At 60.0% G+C, this 16,204-nt stretch carries 19 protein-coding genes; 17 read left to right on the top strand and 2 right to left on the bottom strand.

All coding sequences use genetic code 11. From position 1 onward, the window contains the following. The first annotated feature begins 38 nt into the window (after nucleotides 1-38). A complete protein-coding gene (locus ACKFRX_RS08475; RefSeq protein WP_408919827.1) occupies nucleotides 39-827 on the top strand; it encodes a hypothetical protein in 789 nt (262 codons plus the stop codon). An 82-nt stretch (nucleotides 828-909) separates the two neighbouring features. After that, on the top strand, nucleotides 910-1,314 hold the full coding sequence (locus ACKFRX_RS08470) for a hypothetical protein (protein WP_284820201.1): 405 nt from the start codon (nucleotides 910-912) through the stop codon (nucleotides 1,312-1,314). Nucleotides 1,315-1,323: 9 nt separating this feature from the next. Here ACKFRX_RS08470 and ACKFRX_RS08465 read toward each other — a convergent pair whose 3' ends face one another. Then, nucleotides 1,324-2,220: a hypothetical protein gene (locus ACKFRX_RS08465; protein ID WP_408919828.1), complete on the bottom strand. Its 897-nt coding sequence runs from the start codon at nucleotides 2,218-2,220 to the stop codon at nucleotides 1,324-1,326. Between the two features lie 126 nt (nucleotides 2,221-2,346). On the opposite strand from ACKFRX_RS08465, the gene hisD reads away from it, so the two are divergent. From hisD to ACKFRX_RS08390, 15 genes are all read left to right on the top strand, one after another. After that, nucleotides 2,347-3,657, top strand: coding sequence for a histidinol dehydrogenase (hisD, locus tag ACKFRX_RS08460; RefSeq protein ID WP_408919829.1), 1,311 nt, complete (start codon nucleotides 2,347-2,349; stop codon nucleotides 3,655-3,657). Then, a complete protein-coding gene (locus ACKFRX_RS08455; RefSeq protein ID WP_408919830.1) occupies nucleotides 3,658-4,788 on the top strand; it encodes a histidinol-phosphate transaminase in 1,131 nt (376 codons plus the stop codon). It begins immediately after the preceding gene. After that, nucleotides 4,785-5,387 carry an imidazoleglycerol-phosphate dehydratase HisB gene (gene hisB / locus ACKFRX_RS08450; RefSeq protein WP_408919831.1) on the top strand — a complete coding sequence of 201 codons (603 nt, stop codon included), beginning with the start codon at nucleotides 4,785-4,787 and terminating at the stop codon, nucleotides 5,385-5,387. The genes ACKFRX_RS08455 and hisB overlap by 4 nt, the downstream gene beginning before the upstream one ends. Before the next feature lie 5 nt (nucleotides 5,388-5,392). Further along, complete coding sequence (locus ACKFRX_RS08445; protein ID WP_005324605.1) at nucleotides 5,393-5,560, top strand: hypothetical protein; 168 nt, start codon at nucleotides 5,393-5,395, stop codon at nucleotides 5,558-5,560. Further along, a complete protein-coding gene (locus ACKFRX_RS08440) occupies nucleotides 5,557-6,807 on the top strand; it encodes an MFS transporter (protein WP_250412573.1) in 1,251 nt (416 codons plus the stop codon). Before ACKFRX_RS08445 ends, ACKFRX_RS08440 begins: the two co-directional genes overlap by 4 nt. A 3-nt stretch (nucleotides 6,808-6,810) precedes the next feature. Continuing rightward, nucleotides 6,811-7,443, top strand: coding sequence for an imidazole glycerol phosphate synthase subunit HisH (gene hisH, locus ACKFRX_RS08435; RefSeq protein WP_408919832.1), 633 nt, complete (start codon nucleotides 6,811-6,813; stop codon nucleotides 7,441-7,443). 14 nt (nucleotides 7,444-7,457) lie between these two features. Then, complete coding sequence (priA, locus tag ACKFRX_RS08430; RefSeq protein ID WP_179386690.1) at nucleotides 7,458-8,246, top strand: bifunctional 1-(5-phosphoribosyl)-5-((5-phosphoribosylamino)methylideneamino)imidazole-4-carboxamide isomerase/phosphoribosylanthranilate isomerase PriA; 789 nt, start codon at nucleotides 7,458-7,460, stop codon at nucleotides 8,244-8,246. A gap of 3 nt (nucleotides 8,247-8,249) precedes the next feature. Next, nucleotides 8,250-9,032 (top strand): inositol monophosphatase, encoded by a 783-nt coding sequence (locus tag ACKFRX_RS08425; RefSeq protein WP_179386689.1) that lies wholly within the window; start codon nucleotides 8,250-8,252, stop codon nucleotides 9,030-9,032. A gap of 29 nt (nucleotides 9,033-9,061) precedes the next feature. Beyond that, the gene (gene hisF / locus ACKFRX_RS08420) at nucleotides 9,062-9,832 is read left to right on the top strand and encodes an imidazole glycerol phosphate synthase subunit HisF (protein ID WP_150851220.1); all 771 of its coding nucleotides are present in this window, start codon (nucleotides 9,062-9,064) and stop codon (nucleotides 9,830-9,832) included. Continuing rightward, the gene (gene hisI / locus ACKFRX_RS08415; protein ID WP_150851219.1) at nucleotides 9,829-10,191 is read left to right on the top strand and encodes a phosphoribosyl-AMP cyclohydrolase; all 363 of its coding nucleotides are present in this window, start codon (nucleotides 9,829-9,831) and stop codon (nucleotides 10,189-10,191) included. The genes hisF and hisI overlap by 4 nt, the downstream gene beginning before the upstream one ends. Beyond that, nucleotides 10,188-10,826: a TIGR02234 family membrane protein gene (locus ACKFRX_RS08410; protein ID WP_005324612.1), complete on the top strand. Its 639-nt coding sequence runs from the start codon at nucleotides 10,188-10,190 to the stop codon at nucleotides 10,824-10,826. The genes hisI and ACKFRX_RS08410 overlap by 4 nt, the downstream gene beginning before the upstream one ends. Before the next feature lie 84 nt (nucleotides 10,827-10,910). Continuing rightward, nucleotides 10,911-11,741 (top strand): indole-3-glycerol-phosphate synthase, encoded by an 831-nt coding sequence (locus ACKFRX_RS08405; RefSeq protein ID WP_005324614.1) that lies wholly within the window; start codon nucleotides 10,911-10,913, stop codon nucleotides 11,739-11,741. Between the two features lie 45 nt (nucleotides 11,742-11,786). Further along, nucleotides 11,787-12,740: a prolipoprotein diacylglyceryl transferase gene (lgt, locus tag ACKFRX_RS08400; RefSeq protein WP_005328808.1), complete on the top strand. Its 954-nt coding sequence runs from the start codon at nucleotides 11,787-11,789 to the stop codon at nucleotides 12,738-12,740. 158 nt (nucleotides 12,741-12,898) lie between these two features. Further along, a complete protein-coding gene (gene pyk / locus ACKFRX_RS08395; protein WP_100067822.1) occupies nucleotides 12,899-14,314 on the top strand; it encodes a pyruvate kinase in 1,416 nt (471 codons plus the stop codon). Between the two features lie 293 nt (nucleotides 14,315-14,607). Beyond that, entirely contained in the window at nucleotides 14,608-15,498 is an 891-nt protein-coding gene (locus tag ACKFRX_RS08390; RefSeq protein ID WP_005324622.1) for a cation diffusion facilitator family transporter, read from the top strand. 7 nt (nucleotides 15,499-15,505) lie between these two features. On the opposite strand, the gene ACKFRX_RS08385 is transcribed toward ACKFRX_RS08390, so the two are convergent. Beyond that, nucleotides 15,506-16,189 carry a hypothetical protein gene (locus tag ACKFRX_RS08385; protein WP_408927661.1) on the bottom strand — a complete coding sequence of 228 codons (684 nt, stop codon included), beginning with the start codon at nucleotides 16,187-16,189 and terminating at the stop codon, nucleotides 15,506-15,508. Between the last annotated feature and the right edge of the window lie 15 nt (nucleotides 16,190-16,204).

The raw sequence follows: 16,204 nt of genomic DNA, 5'->3' as shown, positions 1-16,204 counted from the left end.
CGGCTTCACACTCGCAAGATTGATTCAGGAGCTTTCCCTTGTCCTTTTTGACCCCTGCAAAGAAGTCCCTCATCGCAGTTGCGCTGGTCACCCCGCTGGCGTTGGCTGCGTGTGGTTCGGATGACAATGACGACTCCAAGAAGGCGGCCGCCACCACGGCATCCAAGTCTTCTGAGGATAAGTCTGCAGATAAGTCCGAGGGCAAAGATGCCGATAAGTCCGAGGACAAGGACAAGGACAAAGAAAAGGATCAGAATAAGGACGGCGAAAAGAAGGACGCCGCTGCGGGTGCAGAAGGCCAAGAAGGCGAGGACGGCGCTGCCGAGGGGCCCGATCAGCTGGCTAACCCGCTGAACAATGGGGAGGATCCTTTCGCTGGCGCGAAGGATATCAAGCCGATCGAAGGCGGCCAGGCCGCTAATGATGGCGATAAGCAGGCCATCGAGCAGCTGGTTCGCGGCCAGCACGAGATCGATAATGTGAAGGAATACTTCAACTACATGCCGCAGCACGCCTGCCAGGCAGTCCGCGATGAACAGTCCCAGGAGTTCGGCCAGTACCAGCAGTACGTCGATAGCCTGCCGAACCAGTCCTTTGCTGAGTACGCCAACACCATGCGCCAGCAGGGCGGTGGCAACCCCGAGGTAGAGAAGTTCGCTGGCCAGCTGGAGTCCATCCCGCAGTCGACCAAGCTGCAGTCCGTCAACGACGTTGTGGTCAATGGCGACGATGCTTCTGCAACCGTGAGCGTGTCCAACTCCGAGGGCACCGAGACCTCCACGGTCCGCTTCCGCCGCGAGAATGGCAACTGGACCTTCTGTAACTAAGTTGTCTCTGTTTAATCATCGGTTACCCCGCACCCTAGGTTTCGGTGCGGGGTTACTCGCGTGTGCGCTCTTAGTCTATGGCGTGGCCGGTGCGCTGTGGGGGCTTTTCCGGCCAACACTTACCGGCCATGAGGTGGATGACGGCGGTTATGCCATCGATGCAATGGGAAGCGCCCAGTTCATCGCCTTTATCACCTTTGCCCTCATTACCGGCCTGCTTGGTTTGTTCTTGGGGTTGGGCGCGTATCTGCGCCGGCAGGGGCGGGGCTTGTCGATGCTCCTGTGGGTCGGCGTATGTGCCCTTGCCGGGGCGGCGTCGTTTTATGTCTTTGGCGGGGTCACCGCCACGCATCCGCCCGAAAACCCAGGGGAAGTCGTTGAGTTCGCCCCAAACTTCTCCCCGGCCATCTCGTGGGCGGTCGCGCCCTTTATGGCGATGTTTGCCTATTGGTCCACGGCCTTTGTGAGTGCCGATGAAGATTGGTGATGTGCGCGGCTAAGGCCATTCGACGGGGGAGGCGCCGGTTACCTCGTGCGCGATGTCATCGATGCCGTGCAGGATGTGCTTGAGCCCGCGGCCGATGGCGCTAAAAAGTTGCGGCCGGGTAAGTCCCGCGGCGGTAATGGTGGCGGCATCCATTCGCACCTGCAGGCCCTCGGAGGTGTGGTGGCAAAATGCCACGGTGCCGTGGTGGGCGCGATTCCAGTCATTGCAAATGAGGAATAGCCGGGTAAATTCCGCCTCGTCCAGGCTGGGGTCCCAATGCCCTTTGATAATGAGGCTGGGCCCGTTGTCCAGTGCGAAGGCGAAAAGGACGTCATTGACCCAGGCGTAGATGGCGGTGGCGCCGTCGCTTTGGAAGCGTTGGATGCCGATAAGCGGCAGGATCTCGGCCACGCTATCGAGGGTGAAGGGTTCTAAGGGGGCGTCGGCAAGCGGGGCAAGCTCCGGTGAGGCTTCGCGCACGAGGCCGGGGTGCGACTGAGCGAGCAGATCCATGAGGACCTCCGCGTTGCGCAGCGCCGGTAGGAGGAATGCTGCGAGCTGTTCGCGGCTGGGGGAGGTATCGGCTGGCAGATAACTATGGCCGGACACGCTCACGCAGTCGGGCTGGTCATAATCAACCACGACGGCCGGGGAGAGGCAATCGTGGTTCCACTCGTTGGCTAAGTGCGCGAGCTCGGAGATCTCGCTGAGATCGACGCCGCCGCGGGGGCTGGTGTGCAGGTGGAGCACCGGTTCTTCCAGCTGGTCTACAAAAATGAAAGTGGAGCCACCGGCCGCATGCGGAACGAGAAGCTCGCCAGTAGGCAGCGCCCAGCAGGACACGTCATTATCGCGGGCGATGGTGCAGGCATGCGCGAGCAGAAGAGAGGGTTCAATCTCGCTCATCGCTGCCACCACCTTAAAGCTGTGTTGACACCGAGTCTATAGCCCAAACCGGCCCCCTCGCTGGCGTTTGACCATTAGGATATTGGTTTAATAACAGAAATCCGATAGGCAGAAGAGGATACGGGAATGCTTCGCACCATCGATTTGCGTGGCCACGAGCTACGCCCCGCCCAGCTGCGGCGAGTTTTGCCGCGCGGTGGCACCGACGTCGCCGCCGTGGTGGACAAGGTGGCGCCGCTGGTTCATCGAGTACGCCACGAAGGCGCTGCGGCCGCCTTGGATTTTGGCGAGCAATTCGATGGCGTGCGCCCAGCCCATCTGCAGGTGCCCCAAGCGGAGTTGGAGAAGGCCGCTTCCGGCCTAGACCCGCAGGTGCGCCAAGCGATTGAGGCCTCCATCGAGAGGGTTCGCAAGGTTCACGCCGAGCAAAAGCCGGCCGCGCACACCACCGAGCTGGCACCAGGTGCCACGGTGACCGAGGTCTTTCGCCCCATCGAGCGCGTTGGGCTATACGTGCCGGGAGGCAAGGCGGTCTATCCGTCCTCAGTGATTATGAACGCCGTGCCAGCACAGGCGGCCGGCGCGGAAAGCTTAGTGGTAGCCTCGCCGCCACAAAAGGAATTCGGCGGTCTGCCGCACCCCACGGTCCTAGCCGTGTGCCAGATGCTGGGCGTGGAGGAGGTCTGGGCGGTAGGAGGCGGCCAAGCCATCGCGCTGATGGCCTACGGCGATGATGACGCCGAATTAGCCCCGGTGGACATGATTACCGGCCCTGGAAATATCTTCGTCACCGCGGCCAAGCGGTTGGTGCGCGGCGTGGTGGGCACCGATGCCGAGGCCGGGCCGACCGAAATTGCCATTATCGCTGATGAGACCGCGAATCCGGTGTATGTGGCCTATGACCTCATCTCCCAGGCCGAGCATGATCCGATGGCCGCGAGTGTGCTCATTACGGCATCTCCAAGCCTGGCTCAGCGTGTGAAGGAGGAGGTAGAAGCGCGCTACGGCTCCACCGCTAATGCGCAGCGGGCGGCCGAAGCTCTAGGCGGCGAGCAATCCGGAATTGTGTTGGTCGACTCCCTGGACGCAGCGGTGGCGGTGGCCAATGCCTATGCCGCTGAGCACCTGGAAATCCACACCGCAGAGCCCGGCGCGGTGGCCGAGCGGATTAAGCACGCCGGTGCCATCTTTGTAGGGGACTTTGCTCCAGTGCCGCTTGGAGATTACGCGGCCGGCTCCAATCACGTATTGCCCACCTGCGGTACGGCGCGCTTTTCTGCCGGCCTGTCTACTCATACCTTTATGCGGCCGGTCAACCTTATTGAGTATGACCGAGCTGCGTTGGAAGAGATTGCCCCGCACGTTATCGCTTTTGCGGAGGCCGAGGGGCTGCCCGCCCACGGTGAGGCTATCCGCGCCCGATTCGAGGAGAAGTAAATGACGCACTTGAATGATCTTCCCCTGCGCGAGGAGCTGCGCGGCAAGTCTGCCTATGGGGCGCCGCAGCTCCACGTGGCCTACCAGCTCAATACCAACGAAAATCCTTATCCTCCCTCGCAGGCGCTAGTGGATGACTTGGTGGCGGAGACTCGGCGCCTTGCCACCACGCTCAATCGCTATCCGGAGCGCGATGCGGTGGAGCTGCGCCAGGCCCTGGCGGACTACGTTTCTGGACAAACCGGGGTGCGCGTGGGCTCTGAACAGGTATGGGCGGCCAATGGCTCGAATGAGATTCTGCAGCAGCTGTTGCAGGCATTCGGCGGTCCGGGCTGCAGCGTGCTCGGTTTCACCCCGTCTTATTCCATGCACCCTATCCTCGCGGATGGGACTCATACGCAGTTTGTGGAGTGCCCGCGCGATGAGAATTTCCGCATTGATATGGATCGGGCGCTCGCAGCTGTGGCGCAGCACCAGCCGGATATCATCTTTGTGACTACGCCGAATAACCCCACCGGTGGGGTGACCAGCGTGGACGATATTGCCGCGCTTGCCGACGCCGCCCCGGGCATCCTCATCGTCGATGAAGCTTATGGCGAATTTTCTTCCTCGCCATCTGCTGTGACGCTGCTGGATAAATACCCCACGAAGCTGGTGGTCTCGCGCACCATGTCTAAGGCCTTCGATTTTGCCGGCGGCCGCCTCGGTTATTTCGTAGCGGACCCGGCCTTTGTGGAGGCCGTAATGCTGGTGCGCTTGCCGTATCACCTGTCCGTGCTTTCCCAAGCTGCGGCGACGGTGGCGCTGCGCCATAGCGCGGATACGCTCGCCACCGTGGAAAAGATCGCCGCCGAACGCGAGCGGGTGGCCGCTCGCTTGCGCGAACTGGGCTATATCGTCCTGCCGAGCGAATCCAACTTCCTTTTCTTCGGGCGCTTTGCTGACCAACACCGCGTGTGGCAGCAGTTCTTAGAAAAAGAAGTGCTCATCCGCGATGTCGGCATCGCGGGCCACCTGCGCATGACCGTGGGGCTGCCAGAAGAAAATTCAGCCTTTTTGGCCGTAGCCGAGGACCTTGCGGATACAGTAGTGGCTGATTCCCAGGTCGCAGATGGAAGGAGCGAAGCATGAGCAACCGCGTAGGGCGCGCCCAGCGGGCGACGTCGGAATCGCAGATTTCTGTGGTCATTGACCTCGATGGCACGGGGCACAGCGATATTTCCACCGGACTGCCTTTCTTTGACCACATGCTCACGGCCTTTGCCACTCATGGCAGCTTCGATCTCACCGTGCAGGCGGAGGGCGATGTGGAGGTGGATGCCCACCACACTGTGGAAGATACCGCCATCGTGCTCGGCACCGCGCTGCGTAAGGCGGTGGGGGATAAGGCCGGCATCCGCCGTTTTGGCTCCCAGCTTTTGCCCATGGATGAGGCCTTGGTGGAAGCAGTTGCGGATTTTTCTGGTCGCGCCTATTTCGTCATGAACGGCGAACCAGAGCACCTGCAGTGGCAGACCATCGGTGGGCATTACGCCACCGTGATAAACCGCCACTTCTTTGAAACGCTCGCCACCCACGCTGGGGTTACGCTCCACCTCAACGTGCGTTATGGCCGGGATCCGCACCACATTACGGAGGCGGAGTTTAAGGCCGTCGCGCGTGCGCTGCGCGGTGCGGTGGAATTCGACCCCCGCCAGACTGGAATTCCATCGACGAAGGGAGCACTCTAGAACGCATGCACTTTATGATCTTGGTCCTCTTCCTCGTAGCTGGCATGCTGGTGGGAGGCGCATGGTCTGCCTACCAACAGGGGTCGAAGGCAATGACAGTAGTAGCCTCTCTTTTGGCCGCAATCACCGTGGTAGCAGCAATCTCGTGGATGGTAGGAGCGTTTGGTAAATGAGCACAACCCAAGAAACTAATATCTGGAAGGTTCCGGGCTATACCGCGACCATGTTGGCTATCGCCGCGGCCTTCGGTGCGTGGTCCATCCTCCTTCCAGTGGTGCCGCTAGCGGTCATTGACTCTGGTGGCTCAGCGACCTTGGCGGGCTCATCCACAGGCATCTTCATGGCCTTTACCGTGCTGACCCAGATCATTTCCCCATGGCTCCTGCGCCGGTGGGGCTACCGCCGTGTGATGGCGCTGTCCGCTTTCACCCTGGGTGTACCTGCCTTTGGCCACCTACTGGGAACTGATGCCTGGGTAGTCCTGCTCTTTTCTGCCATGCGCGGCGTCGGCTTTGGCGCGCTGACCGTTTCTGAGTCCGCGCTTATTGCGGAACTGGCGCCCGTACGCTTGCTGGGCAAGGCTACTGGCATGATTGGTGTCTTTACCGGCCTGGGCCAGATGGTCTTTTTGCCACTGGGATTGATCATGGCGGAAAAGCTGGGTTATGCCTCGACGTATATCACCGCCGGCATCATTGGCTTTGTGGGCTTTGGTCTGTGCCTGCGCATTCCCAAGATTAAGGTCACCCTCGCCTCCGATACTGAAGAGGAGCCGAACCTGATCCGCGTTCCTACGTGGAAGCTGGTGCTCGTTCCTGCGCTGGCGCTAACGACATTTTCAATGAGCTATGGCGCCGTGTCATCCTTCCTGCCGCCGGCGGTGCAAGAACTTGATGCCGAGCGCGGCGCTAGCTTGGCCGGCTTCATGCTGTCCATCGTGGGCGGCGCCGCCATGATTTTCCGCTACTTTGCCGGCATGGTGGCAGACCGCGTAGGCACCCCAGGCCGTCTGTATATCCCCAGTCAGATCATGGCCATCGTGGGCGTGCTCGCCATCGCCGTCCCGCTGTACCTCGACGGTTCCGTGTGGTGGCTCGTGCTGGGTGCCTTCCTCTTCGGTGGTGCCTTCGGTATTGCGCAAAATGAGGCCCTGCTGTCGATGTTTGACCGCCTGCCGCGCGAGCGCGTCTCGGAGGCTTCGGCCATCTGGAATATCTTCTATGACGGCGGCACTGGCTTGGGCTCGACCCTCTTGGGCGCCTTGGTTGCCGGCTACGGCTACGCAGGGGCTTTTGGGGCCGGCGTGGTCATCCTCGTCGCCGGCGTTGTGATGACGTTGGCAGATTTTATCCTTGGGCGCACCCGTGTGAGCGAAACCAACGATATCCGGACGCGCCTGCGTCGCATGCGTAAGGTATAGCCCATGGCAAAGACGGTCGCATTATTGGATTATGGCGCGGGCAATGTGCGCTCGGCCCAGCGCGCGCTGGAGCGGGTAGGCGCGGACGTTACCGTCACCGCAGACCCCAAGGAAGCGGTGGAAGCGGACGGTCTGCTTGTTCCCGGCGTGGGTGCCTTTGCTGCCTGCCTGCGCGGGCTACGGGCGGTGCAGGGCCCTCGAGTCATCGGCCAGCGCTTGGCAGGAGAGCGGCCGGTGTTGGGCATTTGCGTAGGCATGCAGGTGCTTTTCGACGCCGGAGTGGAACACAACATCAACTCCACCGGCTGCGGCGAGTGGCCCGGCACCGTGGAAAAGCTGCAGTCTGCGGTGCTGCCGCATATGGGGTGGAATACCGTTGAGGTACCCGTCGGCAGCGATATGTTTGCCGGACTGGCCGAAGACGAGCGGTTTTATTTCGTGCATTCCTATGGCGTTCGCCGGTGGGAATTGGAAACAGAAATTACCCGTCCGCCGCAGGTGAGCTGGGCCGAGCACGCGGGCGATAGGTTCGTCGCGGCCGTAGAAAACGGCGCCCTGTGGGCGACCCAATTCCACCCTGAAAAATCCGGGGACGCCGGTGCACAGCTTTTGGAAAACTGGATGCGCACGCTCTAGGTAGGATGAAGAATATGACTTTTACGCTCTTGCCAGCAGTCGATGTATCTCAAGGCCAAGCCGTGCGCCTAGATAAAGGCGAAGCAGGCACCGAAACCTCGTACGGCTCCCCGCGCGATGCCGCGCAAAAGTGGCAGTCCCAAGGCGCGCACTGGCTGCACTTTGTGGATTTGGATGCGGCCTTTGGTCGAGGCTCCAACCACGAAGAAATGGCGACGATTACTCGTGAGCTGGGCGTAAATGTGGAGCTTAGTGGCGGCATAGGGGATGATGCCGCGGTGGAGCGCGCGCTGGCTACCGGCGCGCAGCGCATTAGTATCGGCACGGCTGCTCTAGAGCAGCCGGAATGGATCGAGGACATCCTCGCGCGCTTTGGCGATAAGGTCGCCGTGGATCTCGCCGTGCGCGAGGAAGGCGGCGAATGGCGTACTGCCGGCAATGGCTGGGTCTCTGATGGCGGCGACCTGTGGGAAGTACTCGAGCGCTTGGACGCTGCCGGATGCCAGCGCTTTGTGGTGACCGACGTGTCTAAAGACGGCACGCTCACCGGACCCAATACTGAGCTCCTGCGCGAGGTAGCGATGGCGACGGAGGCAAAGATCACCGCCTCCGGTGGCATTTCTAGCGTGGAAGACCTGCGAGAGCTCGCGCTTTATGTAAATGAGGGCATCGATTCCGCCATTATTGGCAAGGCCCTGTACGAAGGGAATTTCACCCTCGACGAAGCACTCGCTGCGGTGGCCGAGGTAGAGCCGCTGCCGGCGGAAGAAACCATTGACCCTTTCGATCCTGAGGACAACTAAGCCATGATGGAACCCCGCGAGTTGGTGGCCTTCGCGGAGGCGGCCGTAGACCAAGTAGAACCCATTTTTCGCTCCGGCCTCGGAGCTGCGCCCGCCCGTTTTAAGGGGCAAGGAGATTTTGCCACCGAGGTAGATCTCGTCATCGAGCAACAGCTGCGCGATATCTTGACCCAGATGACCGGTATCCCGGTCTATGGAGAAGAATCGGGCGGCAGCGTGCTCGATACCGTGTGGGTGGTAGATCCGATCGATGGTACCGCGAACTACTCTGCCGGAAACCCCATGGCCGGCATCCTGGTGGCGCTCATTCATGAGGGTGCGCCCGTCGCCGCGGTATCTGACTTCCCGCTCCTGGGGCGCCGTCTGGTCACCTGCGATGGCTCCCCACTGCGCTCAGTAGGTGGGCCTGCCACTGGCTTCGGAGGAGGGGACGAAGCAATGGGATTTGATGAAGCACGCGGCCACGTGGGCTGCTCTTCCCACCTGCCTACCGAAATCTTCCATGAGCTGCGCGAGACCGGACTGCGACCGCGAATGACCGGTTCTGTGGGGCTTGATAATGCCTTCGTCGCGCAGGGTGTGTTCGATGGTGCGATTAACTTCTCTCCGCACCCCTGGGATAACGCCGCGGGTGCACTGCAGATCCAGGCAGCCGGTGGAGTTGTTACCGATCCGGACGGAAACCCGTGGACTGCGCAGTCACGCGGCATGGTGGCAGGTACCCCGCAGGTCCATGCCACCATCGTGGATATCCTGTCTCGTCATACCGGTACTTTTCACCGCTAAAATTTAAACCTTCAAAGGAGGCGGCCGCCATGGCTGTAGCCGTACGCGTGATCCCCTGCCTAGACGTGGACCAAGGCCGCGTGGTCAAGGGCATCAACTTTGACAACCTGCGCGATGCCGGTGACCCAGTAGAGCTGGCCGCGCGTTATGACGCCCTAGGAGCCGATGAACTTACCTTCTTGGACGTCTCTGCTTCTAAACAAGGCCGCTCCACCATGCTCGAGGTCGTGCGCCACACCGCAGACCAGGTATTTATCCCCTTGACGGTGGGTGGCGGAGTTCGCAGCGTTGATGACGTCCGAGAACTATTGCGCGCCGGGGCAGATAAGGTCTCCGTGAACACCGCGGCCATTAAGAATCCGGAACTGCTGCGCGAAATGGCTGAGATTTTCGGGGCCCAATGCATCGTGCTGTCTGTTGATGCTCGCCGGTGCCGCGAAGAGTATGCGCCATCCGGCTTTGAGGTGACCACGCACGGCGGTACGGAATCGGCCGGGATCGACGCCATCGAATGGGCACGCCGCGGCGAAGAACTCGGCGTAGGGGAGATCCTCCTCAACTCAATGGATGGCGATGGCACAAAGGAAGGATTTGACCTTGAATTGCTGCGCGCCGTGCGCGCAGCGGTGATCATTCCCGTTATCGCCTCTGGCGGCGCGGGAAAAGCCGCGGATTTCCCACCAGCCGTTGCAGCCGGCGCCGATGCCGTCTTGGCAGCAAGTATTTTTCACTTCGGTGAGGTAGAAATCAGCGACGTGAAAGACGCCTTGGACGCTGCGGGCTACGAGGTGCGCCGATGAGTACCCCGGGCAACTATGAACTTAACGGGGACATCGCCAAGCAGCTCAAGCGCAATGACCAAGGCTTGGTGCCGGCCATTGCCCAAGCTGAGTCTGGTGAGGTGCTGATGATGGCCTGGATGGATGACCACGCCTTGGCCCATACCCTCGCCACCCGCAAAGCAACGTATTTTTCGCGCTCGCGCAATGAATATTGGGTCAAGGGAGAAACTTCTGGAAATACCCAAGAGGTGCTGGGCGTTCGCCTTGACTGCGATGGAGATACTATTCTGCTGACCGTGCGGCAGCGCGGCGGCGCCTGCCATACCGGTGACCGCACGTGCTTTGACGCCACCGATCTCCTAGGAGGGCAACCGTGAAGGCTAGACGCCTTGGACCACTACTTATCGCTGTAGGAGCCATCGTAGTGTGGCTGTCCTCCCGTGCTACGTGGGTGGTAGCCGCCAGCGAAGACGACAAGGCCGGCTCTGCGGCCAATGACATCATCGGCTCGGCTTGGTCGCTGGAAATCATGGCCTTGACCCTAGTTCTGGTAGCTGGTGCCGTCGCAGGGATGGCGCTGCGTCGCGTAGGTAGGCGAGTAGTGGGCATCGTGTGCGCTCTTGCGGCCGCGGCTAGTGCATGGACCCCGGTGAGCCTGTTGACTGCGGGCGCGGACGCCGAGCGCGCCCAGAAGATCCTGCAGGGAGCCTCGGCCAATGAAAACGCCGTAGACTCTGCCCAGATTTCTGACTGGGCCACGGTCGTTTCCACCGAGGTGCATTCCCTGGGCCCAATTCTGGCCCTAATAGGTGCGGCAGCGGCCCTCTTCGGTGCAGTCATGCTTGCGCGCAATCCAGGCGTGGATAAGGCGAAGGCGTCTAGCAAATACGAAACCCCGGCGGCACGACAAGCAAAGCTGGAGGAGGATTTGGAAACCTCCTCCGACTCTGGCCGCGTGATGTGGGACGCCCTTGATAGTGATATAGATCCCACCGATATGGACAAAAAATAGCCCCGTTTCCTGTGTAATTTCCGGAACGGCACGCTAGCGGGTTAACCTAAGTGTGATTTTAATCGCCCGTGGAGGGAGGTGCTGATGCCTACGCCCATTGCCGTTGACCACCTAGTTGCAGGAGTCTTGGAGGACGTCGCTGCGCGGGAAGCTCGCGTGTCTTTCAAAGATGTGAAAGCCCGCTCGCGTGACATGGAGCCTCCCCGGGATGCCCGCGCGGCGTTGCTGCGCACTGGCTGCTCGGTCATCACGGAGCTCAAGCGCGCCGTACCCTACGGTGGCGAAATCGCACATGTTGGTTCTGCGGAACAGATGGCGGAATGGGCCCGCACCTTTGAACACTGCGGCGTACATCTCATGGCATGCCAGACCGATTTCCGCCGCTTTCACGGTTCTTTAGAAGACATGGCAGCTGCGCGTGCTGCGATTGATATTCCCATGATGTCGCGCGATCTCATCGTGGACCCTTACCAAATTCATGAAGCCCGGTGCTTTGGGGCCGATGCTATTCCATTGCAGGTTGAACTCTTAGAGCAAGCTCGCCTGGAGGCACTTTTGGACCGGGTGGAATCGCTCGGTATGACCGCGATCGTAGAGGTACGCAACTGCGCCGAGGTTGACCGCGCAATCAAGGCAGGAAGTAGCGTCATTGCCATCAATGCGTGGTCGTTGGCTTCGGATGCCATTAACCGCGAGGCGTTTAACGATATCGCCCCGGGCTTACCCGAATCCATCCTGCGCATCGCAGTAGGCGGGGTAAACAACGCGCGCAACCTGTTTCACTATGCTTCCCGCGGCGCTGATGCAGTTTTGGTGGGAGAATCAGTCATGGCTGCCCAGGATCCTACGGCGCTGGCGCGCTCTTTGGTGGCTGCCGGGCAGCATCCAGCGTGTCCCGCGCGCAAGATAGAATAAGACCCCAACTAGCTGGTGGGGTGGGGGATAAGGCACACTGGCTACGTGCACACAGAAATTCTTGCAAATATTCCGTCTCCGCCGCAGGGCGTGTGGCAGTTGGGGCCCATTCCCATTCGTGCCTATGCGCTGTGCATCATCGTGGGTATTATCGTCGCCTTGCGAATGACCTTACGCCGCTACACCGCACGCGGCGGTAACCCAGACACAGTATGGGATGCCGCCATCGTGGTCATCCCAGCCGGCATCATTGGCGGGCGGCTCTACCACGTCATTACCGATAACCAGAAGTACTTCTGCGATAGCTGCAATCCCGCGGACGCGCTGAAGATTACCAATGGCGGACTGGGCATTTGGGGCGCCGTAGCCTTGGGCGCACTAGCTTTGTGGGTGCTTTTCAAAGTGAAAAAAGTACCGCTCGGCCCCTTTGCTGACGCGGTGGCGCCAGGCCTCGTCCTCGCGCAGGCGATTGGACGCCTAGGCAACTGGTTTAACCAAGAGCTCTATGGGCGCCCGACCGACGTTCCGTGGGCTTTAGACATCTATTACCGCGTCAATGAAAATGGCGGCTATGCTCCCGTTTCCGGACACTCCACGGGGGAGATCATGACCTCGGTGCACCCGACCTTCCTGTACGAGCTCGTGTGGAATGTCCTGGTCTGCCTTTTCCTCTTGTGGGCTCACAAGGCCTGGAAGTTGGGGCACGGGCGCGTCTTTGCCCTTTATGTCATGGGCTATACATTGGGCCGCTTCTTTATTGAAGGGATGCGTTCCGATGAGGCGACCCATATCTTTGGGGTCCGCGTGAATCTCATCGTGTCGCTTGTGATTTTTATCATCGCCGCGATTGTCTTCTTCGTGCTTGATAGGCACCGCCAGGGCCCAGAGTCCCCCGAAGAGGTAGATCCTAAGTATTGGGCGGAGCGCCGGAATACTGATGGGCACAGCCATGAGCACGCGGTATCTGACGGGCAGCAACCGGGTTCTTCATCGACGTAAACATTGCCCAAGTGTGTCCGGTTGGTTTTGGGTTTGTGGGAAATAGGGCATTTTGGGGTGCCCGTTCAGAAAATGAACCCGAGAAATTGTGGCCCCAATCCTTTCGAAGTAGTAGGTTGGGGAGTGTTCAGTTTCCCCGACGGAATAGGCCAATAATGCTGGATAGAAGAACGAAGATTGTTTGTACTCTCGGCCCTGCCGTTGCTAGCGAGGATGGCATCTTGCGCCTCGTACAGGACGGCATGGACGTTGCCCGCCTGAATATGTCTCACGGCGAGCATGCAGACCACGAGGCGAATTACAACTGGGTGCGCCAGGCCACCGATAAAACCGGCCGCGCCGTCGGTATCTTGGCGGACCTCCAGGGCCCTAAGATTCGCCTTGGCCGCTTTATCAACGGCGAGGAGCAGTGGGATAACGGCCAGATCGTCCGCATTACCGTGGACGATATCGAAGGCACCCATGACCGCGTCTCCACCACTTACAAGGGCCTGGCGAAGGACGCCAAGCCAGGTGACCGCCTGCTGATCGACGACGGCAAGGTTGCCGTTGTTTGTAAGGAAGTCGACGGCAACGACGTCGTCTGTGAGGTCACCGAAGGTGGCCCGGTTTCCAATAACAAGGGCGTTTCCCTCCCTGGTATGGATATCTCCGTGCCGGCTTTGTCGGAAAAGGATATCGCTGACCTGCGCTTCGCTTTGAATCTCGGCGTTGACCTCGTGGCACTGTCCTTCGTCCGCTCCCCAGCAGATGTGGATAAGGTCCATGAGATTATGGACGAAGAGGGTCGCCGCGTTCCAGTCATTGCCAAGCTGGAAAAGCCTGAGGCAGTAGACGCGCTCGAGTCTATCGTGCTGGCATTCGATGCCATCATGATTGCCCGTGGCGACCTCGGTGTTGAGGTGCCGCTGGAGCGCGTGCCGCTGTTCCAGAAGCGCGCTATCCAGATTGCTCGCGAGAACGCTAAGCCGGTCATCGTGGCTACCCAGATGCTGGATTCCATGATTTCTAACCTGCGCCCGACCCGTGCAGAGGCTTCCGACGTGGCTAACGCCGTTCTCGATGGCGCTGACGCCGTTATGCTCTCTGGTGAGACTTCCGTGGGTATTGACCCGCAGAACGTCGTGCGCACCATGTCCAAGATCGTGGCTAATGCTGAAGATGGCGGCAAGGTTCCACCGCTGTCCCACGTTCCGCGCACCAAGCGTGGTGTGGTGTCCTATTCCGCCCGCGATATTGCCGAGCGCCTCAATGCAAAGGCCATCGTAGCCTTTACTACCTCCGGCGATACCGCTAAGCGCGTGGCTCGCCTGCACTCCCAGCTTCCGCTGCTGGCGTTTACGCCGGACCCAGCGGTTCGTTCCCAGCTGGCTTTGACGTGGGGTGCTGAGACCTTCTTGAGCCCGCACGTTAAGTCCACCGATGACATGATGGAAGCTATCGATGATGCATTGCTGGAGATGGACAGGTACGAGGAAGGCGACATGATTGTCGTCATTGCTGGTACTCCTCCAGGAATTGCTGGCAACACCAACATGATTCAGTGTCACTTGTTGGGTGAAACCAAGAAGTAGATTTTTGGCACGAGCGCCGCGACCCACCCTTTAACACGTTCCACGGCTCGCGGCGCTTTTCTATATACATTTATACAAATGTAGATTTATATTTACCTCGAGTACACTCAGCGGTTGCCTTCCTGACATGCGGCTGCAGTACTTTTTGGTTGTTCATGTTTCAGCTTCTCTACACATTCAAAGGACAACTGCACAATGACCTAAATCAGGCCGACTTGGCCTCAGTGGCTGCGCTTACCCCCATCCATTTTCATTTAATTGTCAATAAGCGTCGACGGGGATAGGCTGAGTGCATGGCACACGAGCACCACGACCACGATCACTCCAGCACGCCGCTGCGCGCACTCTTGATTGCGCTGGGCATTACCGGCACCGTCTTCTTCGCGGAGCTGATCGGCGGCTGGTTGGCGGGTTCGATGGCGCTGATGGCGGATGCGATGCACATGCTTTCCGACGCTGCGGGGTTGATCATCGCGGTGTTAGCGGTGTTGGTTGGGCGCCGACAAGCATCGGCTCAGGCCACGTACGGCTACCGACGAGTGGAGGTGCTTGCTGCACTGGCGAACGCAGTGATGGTGCTGGCGATCTCGGTGTGGATTGTCGTCGAGGCGGTGCGCCGCCTGCAGAGCCCGGCCGAAGTGCAGGGAAAAACGATGCTGATCATCGCGGTGATCGGCCTGGTGGCGAATGCGCTATCGGCGTGGGTTCTGCACCGGCACCGCAAATCCTCGATCAACGTGGAGGGCGCGTTCTTGCACGTGTTAGTGGATATGCTCGGCTCGATCGCAGTAATCGTGGCCGGCATCGTGGTACTGACCACGGGGTTTGTGGCGGCGGACGTGATCGCCTCCCTAGCGATCGCGGCGATGGTGCTGCCGCGCGCTTGGCAGCTCATGCGGCTTTCGGCGAGCGTGCTGCTCGAGCAAGTCCCGGCGGACTTCGACGCCAGTGCGATCGAGCCCGCGCTGCGGCAGGTCGAGGGCGTTGCTGACATCCACGACCTGCACCTGTGGAGCCTGGACGGCGTGAACGTGCTCACGACCGTGCATATCGTGCGCGACGGCACCGTCGGCACCGGCCCGCTGTTGGATGCCGCCCAGCAGGCCCTGCGCGAACACGGTATCGAGCACTCCACCATCCAGATTGAGCACCCAGAGCACGAATCCCACGAGACGGTGTGCTGATTCCCTTCTAACCTGACTTAGGCCAATTTTGTGCGGAAGTTCGCGGCCGGTGATTACTTGGATGGTGGCAGTGAGGTCGGGCGGGAATGGTACGGCGGCGTGAATGGTTTCGCCGCCAACGACGAGTTGAAAGCTGCGGTATTTCTTGAGTGTTCTCACGAGGCGTTTGATGAAGTGACCACTGCGGGTCTCCATCAGGTGGGTCACGGCTAGTGCTGCCATCACAATATTGAGATGTGCTGTGATCGAGTTTTGTTTCCTCGCATAGATTGGGCGTGCTTTCAGGTCTGATTTCGACATCCGATACGACATTTTCAATGTGGAATAGCCTGCGGTAATGCCCGATAACCTCCTGGGCGGGAAGAGCGGTCAGGTCGGTTTCATAGCCTTTAATTCCGGCTAGGGCTCGGTGTTTGGCAGCAAGAGCGTAGTTGACCTTCTTGTTCGGGATGGAAAGATCGAAATAGCGGTTGCGCTTAATGGCGATTTCGCCGTCAACAGCGCGTTTGGCTTTTGCGACTTGCTCTTTGATTCCGCGCAGGCCGCGTCTGGCCCGATCATAGGAGTACTGGAAGTGGGTCACCGTATTCGGGGTTGTGTGTTTGCGCGCATCGCTTGCCGAGGCTTGTGTCCAGATCTGGCCGTGGGCGTAGGCTTCACCAGGGATTTCCCGCCGCCAGGTTTCACTCACCTCAGGCACGGTGGG

This window comes from Corynebacterium tuberculostearicum, from assembly GCF_046097465.1.
Classification (GTDB): domain Bacteria; phylum Actinomycetota; class Actinomycetes; order Mycobacteriales; family Mycobacteriaceae; genus Corynebacterium; species Corynebacterium tuberculostearicum_I.
Note: the sequence above shows the minus strand (reverse complement) of the source record. Positions and strands in the feature narration are given on the sequence as shown.